Genomic DNA, 13,980 nt, shown 5'->3' with positions numbered 1-13,980 from the left:
GCCGGGTCGGCGAAATCGCCATAGTTTACCATGCCATCAGAGAATAGCAGAACGCCTACGCCACCCTTGGTATAGTGTTTCTGGTGTTCTTGTCAGTCAAGCTGCCGTCCGCTGACCCCCTAACGTCTTGACAGTCGTCGCCCGAACTTGCGACCATGCTTTTCCCGACAAAACGATTATTCGAGAGCCATATGCCCAATTCAGGCCAAGTCCCTCTCGACCGCTCCACGCACTTTTGGCGCGTCGCTGATGTGCTGGCCACCGAGGTCGGGGGCGAAATGGTCATAATGAACGTCGAGAAAGGTGTATATTTCGGCTTGGACCCCATCGGCACCGACATCTGGAAGCGCCTGGAGGAGTCGATAACGGTGGCTGCGCTGGCGGGCGCATTGGTCCAGGTCTACGACGCCGATATCGCCTGCATCGAGCGCGATGTGCTGGCACTGCTGACGAGGATGGTAGAACAGGGCCTCGTGGAGGTCGGCTGATGCGGCGCGGGCTGGCGGCGGAGGTGCCTTCGGCATTCGCCGCACTTTCCTTGACGATCAATCCACGCTTGGGCAATGGTCGCAGCCATGACTTATGCGCTATGCGGTCTTAGGATCGTCTCCGAGCTGCCGCTCCCGGATCTGCTGAAATGGAACGGCGACGACCGCGTGCCGGATGTCGAAATTCGTCTCGGCACTGTGCCCGACCGGCTGGAGCGCCCGGTGTTCGAGGGGCCGCTGCTTCAGGTTGGTGCCGATGGCGATTGCCGTTACGCGGTTGCCGGCGTGGCGGCCTACTACGTGGAAAACGGTCGGCACGTAACCATACAGCCCTACATGGACCCAACCGCCCCCGACGTGCGGGTATTTCTGCTGGGGAGCGTGTTCGGCTTCCTGTGCCATTCCCGTGGCCTCGTGCCGTTGCATGCCGGTTGCGTGGAGATCAATGGACGGGCGGTCGCCTTTGCGGGGGCTTCCGGGGTCGGTAAGTCGACGCTGACCGCCGCCTTCTTGCGTCGTGGCTACCGAGTGTTGGCGGACGATGTGACGGTCGTGGAGGTGGCGGCGCCCGGCGGGCCGCGCGTGCTGCCGTCCTTTCCCCGCATCAAGTTGTGGCGCGATTCTCTCGACGGGCTGGGTCTGTGCGCCGACGGGCTGGAGCGCAGTCGCGCCCAACTGGAGAAATTCCACCTGCGGGTCGAAGGGTGCTTTTCGGCAGAGCCCCTGCCGCTTGCCGCGATTTACCATCTGACGATGGCGTCGGACCCGCGCCACGCGGGTTTTACCCCGGTACGGGGGCGGCATGGCGATGGACGATCTGGTGGGCGCGGTCTATCGCCGGGGGGCGGCCATCCGGATGGGACGGCGCGCGGCGCTGATGTCCGCGCTCATGCGCATCGCGGTGCTGCCGTCGTTGCGGCTGGCGCGGGTGCCCGACCTGGGAGCGCTGGACGCCACCGTGTCCATGATTGTCGCCCGCCAGGCAGCGCGCGATCTCGGCGGGAGATCATGAGCGGATATCACTGGCTGGCGTCTTACCCCAAGTCGGGAAATACATGGCTGCGGCTGGCGTTGAGCAGCTTGAGCCGGGACGGCGCGCCGCCAGACTTCGCCGCCAAGGTTGGCTTTGCCCCGATCGCCAGCAACCGGAGTCCCTTCGATCTGCTGCTGGATGTCGATTCCGGTGATCTCACGGACGACGAGGCCGAAGCGCTGCGGCCATGCTTCTACGAACTCGAAGCGCGTCGGCACGCTGAACCCCAGCTCCGCAAAGTACACGACGCCTGGACGCTGACGTCCGCAGGGGAGCCGCTGTTCCCGCCGGCTTTGACATTGGGCACCCTCTACATCGCGCGGGACCCGCGCGATGTGGCCGTATCCCTGGCCGCCCATCTGGGCATGACGGTGGATGAGGCCATCGCCGCTATGGCCGCGCCAGCCGCGACGCTGGCGCGCGGCGGGAAACGGGGCAAGACCCAACTGGCGCAGCGGTTGTTGAGCTGGAGCGCGCATGTGGAGAGTTGGTTGGATGCGCCAGGGATGCCGCCCCCCTGCTGTTGCGGTACGAGGACATGACCGTCGACGCAGCGGGCGCGCTGCTGAGGGTCGCCCGCTACCTGGGCTGGGCCGCAGAGCGTGAGGCGGTCGAGCGCGCCGTCGCAGCGACGCGGTTCGATGCCTTATCCGCCGCCGAGGAGCAATATGGTTTTCACGAGCGCCCCATCAAGGCCGTGCGGTTCTTCCGGCGGGGTATCGCCGGTGGCTGGCGGGACGCGCTGACCCCGGCGCAGGCGGATCAAATCGAACGCGACCACGCCACGGTTATGGCGCGGCTTGGGTATGCCTGAGCACCTGTTATCGGTTTCCGCCGTCAATCCAGCTTAGGTACTGGCCGACATGCAGCGCGCGCAACAGACTAACGCGGTACACTTGACCATCGCCCTCGACGGCGCGGGGGTCGTCCGGCCAGCCAGCAAGAATGCGCTTCATCCGGGGCACGTCGAGAATGCGCGTGGCCAACGCAGAACCGCTCAACCGCTCCAATTCCTCCGCCAAGTTTGGGCGATAAGGGGCTAGGCGCGTATGCCAGTCGGTATTCTGTGCGCCGCGCTTCCGATTTTCGATGATTTCGGTCGGCAACCGATCGGCAAAAGCGCGTCGCGCCAGCCGTCGCCATTCCCCGTTTCGAAGAAATTGGTCGGGCGGCAACGACAGGCAGAAGTCAATGACTCGGCGGTCGGAGAAAGGGTCCGACGAGGTGACGCCGGTCATGCTCCGCAGCGCTGCGGACGATTCTCCCTGCATGCGTGAGCGCAGCAAGACATAGCGCAGGAGGGACGCCACGCCGTTCGCCGTCCAGAAGTCTCTCCTCGCGACGCCGTGGTGCCTGTTACGCTCGTCCAGGCCAGCGTCCTGGACGAAGTCCGGGTTGATAAATACGGGGTTGGGGGAGCGGAATGGGTTTCGGTGGCGTCGTATCCGACGCAGTTCTGCCCGCACGCGATCCGGCAACATTTCCAGGGTCTGATACCGCGCCAGTGCCCGCCAACTGGACGACGGCAAAGTCCGCCTCAGCGCGGCGAACTCGCGCGCCAACGTCAGCCAAGCGCCGCCCTGGCGTAGGGCTGAGAGCTGCGTGAAACCTTCGGCGCTGAAGGTAAGATTGCCGAGATCGCCCCTCAGGAGCGTCGTTGCGCCCAGGTCTGCTGCGCGGTGCAGCATGGGGAGGAACCAAGCGGCGTTCGACGGTGCCCGGAGGGGCGCGCCAGCCGCCAGGAAGAGTTGCCGTGGGTCCAGTTCAAAGGGCCGAACCTCGGCGGATTCCAAATATTCGACCTGGAGATTCGGGTGCTGCACGGCCAGGGCTGCGACGAAGGGACGCTCGTCAGCATACTCATGCGCCCGAACGGACAGATAGGCTCCCGCGACGGGCACGATGCACAGCCCATGCACTATGCCCGGTGCCAAGCGGCGGGCGGCGGTCGCGGCAACTGCGCTCGAATCCAGCCCGCCGCTGACCGAGCACACGACCGGGCCTGCGACGCGCAACCGACAGGCGACGGCCTCCTCGAAAACACCGCGCGCGGCGTCCCAGTAATCCGCATCGCTTGGCAGGCGTAACATCGGGCGCGGCGCTGGCTCCCAGAAGCGGTCTCGGCGCAGGCTTGAGGCGGTCACTATCACGCGCTCGGCGGCACCGACCCACGAAATAGCCTTGTAGAAGCTCCGTCCACTCGCGTCGGGACTGGTTAGGAGCAGGTCGGCAATGGCCAGATCATCAACATCGCGCGGAATTTGCGGCAGCGCGAGCAGCGGCCGGTACCCGGTCGAGAAAGCGGTGAAGCCATCGCCGTTGCTGAAAAACAGGGCGCGGTTCTGGCTGAGGTCCCGCGCCAGCATGAGCCGCCCATCACGGGCATTCCATACGGCCCATGCGAATTCGCCGAGGAGGCGGGGCACGGCCTCTTCTTCCCAGCGCTCGTAGGCTGCCCGAACGATCTCACCATCGGGAAGAGGAAGATGCGATGGGCTGTGCAGGCCGAGCGCGTCCAGCAATTCGCTCCGGTTATCGAGGCGACCATCGAACATCGACAGGATTTGCCCATCCGCGCCTACGCAAGGTTGCTGCTCGTAGCGGTCTTCCGGCGAAAGGAGGCGTTGACGGAAAACGAAGACGCCTTGGTCGAAGCGGCGCACCACGGCCTTGCCGAGCCCCTTACCTTCCAGGGCCTTTGAGAGCCGTTCCGGTGTCCCCGGCGGCAGGTCGGCTCCAAGAGACACGAAGCCTGCGAACGCGCTCATGATGGCAGGTCGTGCGCTGAAGACATGTCCAACCTAGTGACGCGCAGGCTGATGCCCGAAGGATCTCCGGGCGAGGTTCTCAGGAATATAAATTGCCCGTGCCATCAGACACGGTATTCGCGGCGTGCTGTGTTACGGCCTCAATGGAGGATGACATCAGTAACGGGGCGGACCACGGCTTACGCGCCGGGTCGACCGCGCGGCTGTCTTCCGCGTCTGGGCGCGACACCTGTTTGGCCACGGTAATCTTCAGTTCTGCACTCATGATTCATGAAATAGCACAAAGACATCCAGCCTGCAAATCGTGCTTCCATGTCATGTCTGTAATAGAATTTGGTGCGGGCGGTCGGAATCGAACCGACACTCCTCTCGGAACTGGATTTTGAGTCCAGCGCGTCTACCAGTTTCACCACGCCCGCACATGCTTCCAGCCCGTTCCAAGGTCGAAACCGAAAGCGACGGCACCCTAGCGCCGCTCTTGCTTTCGCGCAATTCCCTTTTTTGCGGATCAGGCGACGCTTGCATGGCACGCCCACAGGCGTATATCTGCTGCATGGCTTCTTATCGCTCGCGCTCCCGGCTGATGCCTTTGGTGATCCTGCCCCCGCTCTACAGTGGGGTCGCGCTCGCGGTCGCGCTGATCTCGCAGTTTTGGGGCGGCTTGCAGCCCTGCGTTCTCTGCCTCTATCAGCGCTGGCCCCACGCGGTTGCCCTAGGCTTAGGGCTGCTGGCGATTTTCCTCGTGCGCAGCGGCCTTACGCGCTCGGCGCGGTCGCTCACCTATCTTGCCGGACTGGCGCTGCTCGTCACCGCCGGGATCGGGGCCTTCCATATGGGCGTGGAGTGGCACTGGTGGGAGGGCACCGCCAGTTGCGGGTCGACCCTCGGGGCCGGGCAATCCATCGATCAGTTGCGCACCGCGCTGTTGGCAACGCCGGTGGTGCGCTGCGATGAGGTGGCGTGGTCCTTCCTCGGCATTTCGATGGCCGGGTATAATTTCATTATCTCTGGGCTAATGGGGGTCATCGTCTTGATCCGAACGGCCCAGAGCAAAGCGTAAGGAGCCTTTCGCAATGATCGCGTCTGCCCCCACGTCCGCCCTGCCGCTGCCCGGCGACCTAAGCCCGGAGGAAGAAATTCGCCGGATGGTCCGCGTCAATCACGCGGGCGAATATGGCGCAAAACGGATATACGAAGGGCAGTTGGCCTTTCTGCGCTCGAACAGCCCCTTACGCGCCAAAATCGAGCATATGGCCGAGCAGGAGCGCGAGCATCTCGAAGCCTTCGAGGCCGAGTTGGTGCAGCGGCGCATTCGCCCGACCGCGCTCTTCCCGCTCTGGCATGTGGCGGGTTTTGCCCTGGGCGCGGCGACAGCCCTGATGGGCGATAAGGCGGCGATGGCCTGCACGATCGCGGTGGAAGAGGTGATCGATCAGCATTATGCCGAGCAGTCCGAGCGCCTGGGCCAGGCGGAAGCGCCGCTGAAGCAAAAGATCGATCAGTTCCGCGCCGAAGAGCTTGAGCATCGCGATACCGCCGTTGCCGAAGGCGGGCGCGAGGCGGTTGCCTTTCCGGTGCTGGAGGCTGCGATCAAAACCGGCTCCCGACTCGCCATCTGGCTGGCGCAGCGGGTTTAAGCGCTTACGCCAGCCGCAGGGTTTTGAAGAACTTTTGCGTTTCGTGCGACATGGTTTCGATCTGTTGCTTCACCGACGACGCCACATCGTTCAGCGACATGGCCTCCATATCGGTTTCCATCGACGCCGCCGAGACTTGAACAATTTTCTCGGAGACTTCGCCGACGCCGTCTGAAGCCTCGGTGGCGCTATGGGCGATTTCGCCGGTGGTCTCGCCCTGGCGCTTAATGGCGACGGCGATATCGTCGGCGATATCGTTGAGGGCGTTGATGGTGCCGGAAATACGGGTAATCGCGCCGGTGGTCTCGCCGGTCGCCGCTTGAATCGAATTGATGTGCTCGGCGATCGTTTCCGTCATCCCGGCGGTTGCATCGGCCAGTAGCTTCACTTCGCGGGCAACCACGGCAAAGCTGCGCCCGGCGACCCCCGCCCGTTCGGCTTCCACGCGGGCATTGAGCGCCAGCATGCGGGTTTGCCGGGCAATACCGTTAATCATATCGACGACTTCGGTAATCCGTCCGGCGCTGACCGAGAGCCCTTGCACCTTCACGGTGGTTTCCTCGGCTTCCTGCATGGCGCGATGGGCGATTGCGGTGGAGCGGGCGACCTTATCGGCGATATCGCGGATCGAGCGGAACAGATCGTCCGCCGACTGCGCCACTACCCCCACATTCGCGGTCGCCTGATGGGCGGCACCGGCCACCTGAACGCTTTGTTCGGAGGCGTTATTGGAGAGGGTGGAGAGTTTCGTTGCCGAAGTCGTCATCTGCTCGGCGGCATCGGTCAACTCGCCAATGCTGGCGAAGAAGCGTTTGTTGAACTTGCGAATGCCGGTTTCGGTGCGCTCGTGGCGGCGCTCGCGGCGGCGGGTGGCAAGCTCGCGCTCCTCGGCGAGGCGCTGGGCGATGATGGTGGTGTCGCGGAACCGATCGACGGCACCCGCCATCGCGCCGATTTCATCGCGGGCGGCGCTGGCTTCGAGATCGATATTGGTATCGCCTCGGCTCAAAGCGTCGAGCGCCTGAATGGCGTTCCGCAGCGGGCTGAAGGAGCGCGCAAGGTAGAAGGAGAGCACGAGAACGGTGAGCGCTAAGAAGCCGAGCGTTCCGGCCCCCGCCACGAAATCGACTGTTTCCCGCTGGGCAATCGCCGCAGAAATATCGGTAACGCCGACGAGGCTGGCGAGCGGGCGCCCGACCGCATCGCGCAGCGGCATCGCCGTGATCTGGTAGGTTTTTGAGCCGGCGGCCACTTCGCTGAGCGAGGCTTCGCGCAGGCGCGGGATGGTTTTCAGGCTTTGCCACAGCGGGGCATCGGTCGAAGCGACCATGCGTCCGCGCAGATTAAGCAGCGCCACATCGCCGCCCAGGCTGGTTTTCAGTTCCGTCATCGCCGCGAGACTATCGCGACCGACGGTCAAGACCCCTAAGACCTGACCGTTCTGACGCAGGGCCACCGCGCTGACGATGACGAACTTGCGGCTGGCATCCTGCTGTAAGCGCCGCACGGGGCCGGTTGCGGTTAGACTCGCCTGAAGCGCCCCTTGATCGAGCAGGGGTTGGGCGTTCATGCCGGTCTGCGTGGTGAAGAGGCTTTCGCCCTTGGGGCTGAGGATTTCGACATAATCCACGCCTTTCAGCGCCTCCGACCCGTCGAGCGCTTGGCGCAGGGCGGCGGGCGTTTGGCTGGCGAGGGCGGGGAGCAGACCGGGGAGGGAGTCGATTTGGCGCACGTGCGCTTCAAGGTTCAGGTGGATGGTTTCGACGATCTTATGCCAAAGCACTTCCTGCCCGCGAATCGTGGCGGTGGCGAACCGCTCTTCGTTGATTTGTTGCCGCCACCATTGGGTGCCGGTCATGCCCAGCGCCAAGGTGAGGGTGATGACCGTCACAAACAAAATAACCCGTGACCGAAGCGTCATCGTTTTTCCCCTAAAGCAAATCCCAAGCGGCGGGAGCTTAGCAGAGGGGAGCGATTACAACCGCATGTATTTTTACGCGGCGTCTGCTGCTGCGGCGGCGGGCAGCAGCCGATATTCCTCGCTTTGCATTTCCATCAGGCGGCTGGCGGTGCGCTGAAATTCGAACGCGCCGCGCCCTTCCGGGTAAAGCTGATCGGGGAAGGCTTCGGCGGCCATCAGCAGCTTGGTTTTGGCCTCGTAAAGCGCATCGATCAAGGTGATGAAGCGCCGCGCCTCATTATGATTCTCCGGCGACAGCAGCGGCACGGTATCGAGCAGCAGCGTGTGATAGCGCTGGGCGATGGCGAGATAGTCGGACGCGCCTAAGGGTTTGGCGCAGAGATCATCGAAATGAAACCGCGCCACGCCCCGCGCCGCCTGCGGCACCGGCACCGAGCGGCCGTTTACGGTGACACTCTCCGGCTGGCCGCGTTTTTCGTCGGTGAGATCGAGGAAGGCGGCATCGAGTGCCTGCGTCGCGGCAGGCCCGAGGGGCGCGAAATAGACCGGCTCGCCCAGGCGGCGCAGACGGCGATAGTCGCGCGGCCCATCGAGGGTGAGCGTTTCGACCGTTTGTTCCAGCAGCGCGATAAAGGGTTCGAAGCGATCCCGGTGCAGCCCGTCCTTATACAGCATCGACGGCGGAAAATTGGAGGTGGCGACCATCACAATGCCGCGATCGAAAAGGGCCTGAAACAGCCGCCCGAGAATCATCGCGTCGGCGATATCATTCACGACGAACTCATCAAAACACAGCAGCCAGGTTTGTTCGGCGACCTCTTCGGCCACTTTCGCTAGAGGGTCGGCCAAACCGTCCTTATGCTCCCGGCGCAGAATATGCAGCCGACTGTGAATCTCGGCCATGAAGGCATGAAAATGTACGCGCCGCTTCTTCGGCACCGGGGCGGTTGCGAAGAAAAGATCCATCACCATCGATTTGCCGCGCCCGACCGAGCCGTGAATATACAGCCCCCTCGGGCGCACGGACCGGCGGTCGCGCTTCAGCCAGCCGAGCCAGCGTGGCGGCTCGGCCCCCACGGGCACATAGCCCGCAAGTTCGGCCTGCAAGCTTTCCAGCCGGGTGAGGATCCCGATTTGCAGCGCATCGTCCTGCATCCGCCCGGCTTTTACCGCAGCGCGATAGCGCTTGAGCGGCGAGGCGGTGCTGAGACTATCGGGGTCTTCGTCGATCGGCGTGGTGAAGGGCATGGTCGGGTCAGTCTGATCGCAATGAAATCGGCAGAAAAGCTTGTAGCGCTCCTGCCTTCCGGGGGAAGTGTAACCCCGCGCGCGGCTGCGCTGCACTGCGGTCAGGGGCGGGGGTCAGGGGCCGGGGCTCAGATACCGGGCGAGATAGGGCAGGTACGAGCGCGTGTCGCGCGCTTGCCGCACCGCGCGCACAACGGCATCGGTTTGCGGGTTTTCAGGGGTGTGGGGGCCGAGAAACAGCGCGAGTTGCAGCGTGCCGAAGGGCCGTTGCGGCCAGTTATTCATCGGGAGGGCTTGGCGTGCCGCCTCGGCCATCAGGCCAAATTTACTGACGATCAGCCCATCTAACCGGCCCACCGCCATCCGGCGCAGGGCGCTATCGGCCTGAACATCCTCCGTTGGCGGCAAAACGACGGGGGACATCTCGATTTCACTCAGCTCCAATCCCGAAATAATCCCGAGTGACTTGAGGTTCATCAGTTTTTCGGGCGGCGTCACCAGCAGCCCCGGCCGTGCGACCAGGACCATCGGAACGCTGAGGACTTGGAAGACCGGCGTGCCGAGGTCGCGGAAACGCGGCGAGTCCGGGACGATCATAAAGTCGATATCCCCACGCTTCACCAGATCGAGCCCGCGCTGGAAGGAGGTGACGACGGGCGTTAGGGCGAGCTTATGGGTTGCGGCCAGGGCTGCCAGCCATTCGACCGAGGCACCTTTGACCCGGTCATTTTCGTAAAAAGCCCAAGGATAGCTTTCCATCACCAGAAATTTTTGCGGCGGGGTATCGGCCGAGGCGGGGTTCAAACTTAAAACAAGCAAAACAATTGCGACAAAGCTTACGCGAATGTGTCGGACTTTACGTATTACTCTAAAAAAGGGGACGATAGAGCCGATCATTTTGTAAGGTTAACCTTTTCTCCCTTACGATTCTGTTAAGGCCGCGATTCGGTTGGGCAAAACCTGTGCAACGCGCGTAAAAAACCCCGACCGTTGCCGATCGGGGCTCTTGCCAGTGTTTACGGTCGAGCGGCGCGTTTAGTTACGCGCGACAATCATTTTCTTAATTTCACCAATGGCCTTGGCAGGGTTCAACCCTTTGGGGCACGTCTTGGTGCAATTCATGATCGTGTGGCAGCGATACAGGCGGAACGGATCTTCGAGATTGTCGAGCCGTTCGCCCTGATGCTCGTCGCGGCTATCGGCCAGCCAACGATAGGCTTGCAGCAGAATAGCCGGGCCTAAGTAGCGGTCGCCGTTCCACCAATAGCTTGGGCAGGAGGTGGAGCAGCAGAAGCACAGGATGCATTCCCACAGGCCATCAATCTTGGCGCGCTCTTCCACCGACTGCGTGCGTTCCTTATCGGGCGGCGGCACGGTTTCGGACTTGAGCCAAGGCTCAATCGACGCATATTGGGCGTAAGGCACCGACAGGTCGGGCACGAGATCCTTCACCACCGGCATATGCGGCAGCGGGTAGATCTTCACATCGTCTTTCACGTCGTCGATCGGCTTCAAGCACGCGAGCGTGTTGGTGCCGTCGATGTTCATGGCGCAGGAGCCGCAAATCCCTTCGCGGCACGAGCGGCGGAACGTGACCGTCGAGTCGATTTCGTTTTTGATCTTAATCAGCGCGTCGAGCACCATCGGCCCGCACTTATCGAGATCGATCTCGTAAGTATCGAGGCGCGGGTTCTGCCCGGTTTCCGGGTCCCACCGGTACAGGCGGAACCGCTTAACACGCTTTGCCCCGTCGGCGCGGAAGGTTTTGCCTTCGTTGATCGTCGAATGGGCTGGGAGAGAAAATTTAGCCATTTTACGATCCCCTTAATACACGCGCGCCTTGGGCGGGAAAACTTCGGCCTCTTCGGTCAAAGTGTACATATGCACCGGACGGTAGGTGAGGGAGACATTGCTCTTCTCATCCACCCAGGCCACCGAATGCTTCATCCAGGTCACATCGTCGCGGTCGGGGAAATCATCGTGGGCGTGGGCCCCCCGGCTTTCCTTGCGCGCTTCGCCCGAAACCATCGTCGCCTGGGCTTGCCCGATCAGATTATCGAGCTCCAGGGCTTCGATCAGATCGCTGTTCCAGATCAACGAGCGGTCGGTAATGCCGAGATCGTCGAGGCCCTTGGCGAGCCCATTGACCTTCTCCACGCCTTCCGACAGCAGCTTCGAGTTACGGAACACGGCGGCATGGGCCTGCATGGTCCGTTGCAGCTTGTCGCGCAGGGAAGCGGTCGTGCTGCCGCCCTTGGCGTTGCGGATGCGGTCGAGGCGCGCCAGCGCGTTATCGCCCGCATTGGCCGGTAACGGCTTGTGCGGCGCGCCCGGCTTCACCACGTCGGCGGCCCGATGGGCGGCGGCGCGGCCAAAGACGACGAGATCGATCAGCGAGTTGGTGCCAAGGCGGTTCGCGCCGTGGACCGACACGCAGGCCGCTTCCCCAATCGCCATCAACCCAGGAACCACCGCGTCCGGGTTGGCCTCGGACGGGCGGATGACTTCGGCCATATAATTGGTCGGAATCCCGCCCATATTATAGTGAACCGTCGGCAGAACCGGGATCGGCTCTTTCGTCACTTCCACACCCGCGAAAATCTTCGCGGTTTCGGAAATGCCCGGCAGGCGTTCGTGCAGCGTGGCGGCGTCCAAATGCTCCAGATGAAGCATGATGTGATCGCCCGCAGCCCCTACGCCGCGCCCTTCGTTGATTTCAACCGTCATGGCGCGGCTCACCACGTCGCGGCTGGCGAGATCTTTCGCGGAAGGGGCGTAGCGTTCCATGAAGCGTTCGCCAGCGGAATTGGTGAGATACCCGCCTTCGCCGCGCGCGCCTTCGGTGATGAGGCAGCCCGACCCGTAGATGCCGGTCGGGTGGAACTGAACAAATTCCATATCCTGCAGCGGCAGACCGGCGCGCAACACCATCGCATTGCCGTCGCCCGTGCAGGTATGGGCGGAGGTGCAGGAGAAATAGGCGCGGCCATAGCCGCCCGTCGCCAGCACGACCATATGGGCACGGAAGCGGTGGATGACACCGTCTTCCATATTCAGCGCCATCACGCCCCGGCACGCGCCCTCCTCGTCCATAATCAGGTCGAGCGCGAAATATTCGACGAAGAATTCCGCCTTATGCTTCAGGCACTGCTGATACAGCGTGTGGAGAATGGCGTGACCCGTGCGGTCGGCGGCGGCGCAGGCGCGTTTCGCCATCGCTTCGCCGTAGCGTTGCGTATGGCCGCCGAAGGGGCGCTGATAAATCTTACCGTCTTCGGTACGGCTGAACGGAACGCCGAAATGTTCCAGCTCGTAAACGGCGGGAACGGCGTTGCGGCACAGGTACTCAATCGCGTCTTGGTCGCCGAGCCAGTCGGAACCCTTGACGGTATCGTACATGTGGTAGCGCCAGTTATCGTCACCCATATTGCCGAGCGAGGCCCCGATGCCGCCTTGGGCGGCAACCGTGTGCGAGCGCGTCGGGAAGACTTTGGTGACGCAGGCCGTTTTCAGGCCCGCGGCGGTCATGCCGAGCGTCGCGCGCAACCCCGCGCCGCCCGCGCCGACCACGATAACATCGTAGGTATGATCGACGATCTTATAGCTCTGGGTCATGTTATTTCCCCACCATCAGCTTCAGCACGGAGACGACGCCGACGAGGCCCGCGAGGAAGGCAAAGCCCCGCACGGCGGTCAAAGCGACAATCTTCGCCACTTCCTCATGCATGTAATCTTCGATCACCACGGCAAGCCCCAGTTGGGCATGGTGGAAAACCGCGATCACCAGCGCGATGAGCAGCACGCCGCTGACCGGATGCCCGGCCCAGGCGGAAACCGCCGCGTGATCGGCGCCGGATAGGCTGATGATGCTGATGACAAACCAGAGCACGAGCGGAACGAGGGCCAAGGCCGTCATCCGCTGTGCCCACCAATGGGCGAACCCGCTTTTCGCCGATCCCAGGCCGCGCACGCGGCCCAGCATCGTCCGCATTCCGTTCGGTGCGTTCATGGCGCTTGCTTCCTTAAATCACGAGGCCCGCGATCCAAGCCGCGAGCGTGAGAACGGCGGTTGCCCCGAAGACTGCCATGCCGGATTTGGTAACAGCGGGCAGGCTGAACCCATATCCGGCATCCCAGGCGAGATGGCGCAGACCGTTGCAGAGGTGATAAAATAGAGCAATCGACCAACCGAACAGCGCAAGCCGCCCGATCCACGAGCCGACCACTGCTTGTGCCGTTGCAAAACTCGCCGGACCGGCAGCGGCGGAAGCCAGCCAGTACAGCAGCAGCAAGGTTCCGACCGACAGGGCAACGCCCGTCAGCCGATGCAGAATCGACATCGAATTGGTGATTTGCCAGCGGTAGATTTGCAGGTGCGGCGACAGGGGCCGTTTACGCGCATCCATATCCTCTGATCCCCTTCCCAAGAACCGAGGCAAAAAAGTCTCAAACGAGACCGTTTCCCTCGGGTCCACTCCGCGCACGCCTTCTTGAAATTCGAAGCGTTCCGCAGACAATTGTAATGCGACCAATACCTAGACCGACCACCCCCGCAAGTCAACGCAGGGGCGGGAATTGCCAGGGGTCCCCTCTGCGTCACGATGTAGCAAGAATGCCGCAGAAACCCTGCCGCTATGCGGTTTTTCGGCATCAGAGATCGCGGCTTTTTCTTGGCGTCGGGCCGGACCTGTCCTATAAGCGCTTGCAATATCGTTTATTTTTGCCTCAGCCGGTGGCGCGCATGCCCGTTTTGTCGATCCAATCCTCCGTCGTTCAAGGTCATGTCGGCAATAGCGCGGCGGTTTTGCCGTTGCAGGCGCTCGGGCAGGAAGTTTGGGCGCTCAATACGGTGGTGCTCTCCAATCATCCGGGGCGCGGGGCGTTT

Annotated in this window: 13 protein-coding genes and 1 tRNA gene; 5 read left to right on the top strand and 9 right to left on the bottom strand. The window is 62.8% G+C overall.

What is annotated here, in order from left to right; all coding sequences use genetic code 11:
- Window positions 1-251: 251 nt before the first annotated feature.
- The 3 genes from VZ95_RS01395 (at window position 252) to VZ95_RS27820 (ending at window position 2,335) form a co-directional block, all read left to right on the top strand.
- Complete coding sequence (locus tag VZ95_RS01395; protein ID WP_232302430.1) at window positions 252-488, top strand: PqqD family protein; 237 nt, start codon at window positions 252-254, stop codon at window positions 486-488.
- 75 nt (window positions 489-563) lie between these two features.
- Window positions 564-2,063 carry a sulfotransferase domain-containing protein gene (locus VZ95_RS27825; RefSeq protein ID WP_269747040.1) on the top strand — a complete coding sequence of 500 codons (1,500 nt, stop codon included), beginning with the start codon at window positions 564-566 and terminating at the stop codon, window positions 2,061-2,063.
- On the top strand, window positions 2,060-2,335 hold the full coding sequence (locus VZ95_RS27820) for a sulfotransferase domain-containing protein (protein WP_052711380.1): 276 nt from the start codon (window positions 2,060-2,062) through the stop codon (window positions 2,333-2,335). The genes VZ95_RS27825 and VZ95_RS27820 overlap by 4 nt, the downstream gene beginning before the upstream one ends.
- 7 nt (window positions 2,336-2,342) lie before the next feature.
- Here the strand turns inward: VZ95_RS27820 and VZ95_RS01375 are convergent, their stop codons facing one another.
- Window positions 2,343-4,289: an asparagine synthase-related protein gene (locus tag VZ95_RS01375; RefSeq protein ID WP_084627505.1), complete on the bottom strand. Its 1,947-nt coding sequence runs from the start codon at window positions 4,287-4,289 to the stop codon at window positions 2,343-2,345.
- 334 nt (window positions 4,290-4,623) lie between these two features.
- Window positions 4,624-4,708, bottom strand: a tRNA-Leu gene (locus tag VZ95_RS01365).
- A 134-nt stretch (window positions 4,709-4,842) separates the two neighbouring features.
- On the opposite strand from VZ95_RS01365, the gene VZ95_RS01360 reads away from it, so the two are divergent.
- Together VZ95_RS01360 and VZ95_RS01355 are read left to right on the top strand one after the other, a co-directional pair.
- Window positions 4,843-5,349, top strand: coding sequence for a disulfide bond formation protein B (locus VZ95_RS01360; protein WP_045774292.1), 507 nt, complete (start codon window positions 4,843-4,845; stop codon window positions 5,347-5,349).
- A 13-nt stretch (window positions 5,350-5,362) separates the two neighbouring features.
- Entirely contained in the window at window positions 5,363-5,926 is a 564-nt protein-coding gene (locus VZ95_RS01355; RefSeq protein WP_045774285.1) for a demethoxyubiquinone hydroxylase family protein, read from the top strand.
- Window positions 5,927-5,930: 4 nt separating this feature from the next.
- On the opposite strand, the gene VZ95_RS21315 is transcribed toward VZ95_RS01355, so the two are convergent.
- The 7 genes from VZ95_RS21315 to sdhC all read right to left on the bottom strand — a co-directional run bounded on the left by VZ95_RS21315 (window position 5,931) and on the right by sdhC (window position 13,501).
- Window positions 5,931-7,847, bottom strand: a complete 1,917-nt coding sequence (locus VZ95_RS21315; RefSeq protein ID WP_052711378.1) for a methyl-accepting chemotaxis protein — start codon at window positions 7,845-7,847, stop codon at window positions 5,931-5,933.
- Between the two features lie 72 nt (window positions 7,848-7,919).
- Window positions 7,920-9,095, bottom strand: a complete 1,176-nt coding sequence (zapE, locus tag VZ95_RS01345) for a cell division protein ZapE (protein ID WP_045774284.1) — start codon at window positions 9,093-9,095, stop codon at window positions 7,920-7,922.
- A 114-nt stretch (window positions 9,096-9,209) separates the two neighbouring features.
- Window positions 9,210-9,914 (bottom strand): type 2 periplasmic-binding domain-containing protein, encoded by a 705-nt coding sequence (locus VZ95_RS01340; protein ID WP_045774283.1) that lies wholly within the window; start codon window positions 9,912-9,914, stop codon window positions 9,210-9,212.
- Between the two features lie 216 nt (window positions 9,915-10,130).
- On the bottom strand, window positions 10,131-10,907 hold the full coding sequence (locus tag VZ95_RS01335; protein ID WP_045774282.1) for a succinate dehydrogenase iron-sulfur subunit: 777 nt from the start codon (window positions 10,905-10,907) through the stop codon (window positions 10,131-10,133).
- A 12-nt stretch (window positions 10,908-10,919) separates the two neighbouring features.
- Window positions 10,920-12,710 carry a succinate dehydrogenase flavoprotein subunit gene (sdhA, locus tag VZ95_RS01330; protein WP_045774281.1) on the bottom strand — a complete coding sequence of 597 codons (1,791 nt, stop codon included), beginning with the start codon at window positions 12,708-12,710 and terminating at the stop codon, window positions 10,920-10,922.
- 1 nt (window position 12,711) lies between these two features.
- Window positions 12,712-13,104, bottom strand: a complete 393-nt coding sequence (gene sdhD, locus VZ95_RS01325; RefSeq protein ID WP_045774280.1) for a succinate dehydrogenase, hydrophobic membrane anchor protein — start codon at window positions 13,102-13,104, stop codon at window positions 12,712-12,714.
- 13 nt (window positions 13,105-13,117) lie between these two features.
- Window positions 13,118-13,501: a succinate dehydrogenase, cytochrome b556 subunit gene (gene sdhC, locus VZ95_RS01320; RefSeq protein ID WP_045774279.1), complete on the bottom strand. Its 384-nt coding sequence runs from the start codon at window positions 13,499-13,501 to the stop codon at window positions 13,118-13,120.
- Window positions 13,502-13,980 lie beyond the last annotated feature (479 nt).

It is taken from the genome of Elstera litoralis (assembly GCF_000963705.1).
GTDB classification, from domain to species: Bacteria; Pseudomonadota; Alphaproteobacteria; order Elsterales; family Elsteraceae; genus Elstera; species Elstera litoralis.
This window is presented reverse-complemented; position numbering and strand designations above follow the sequence as displayed.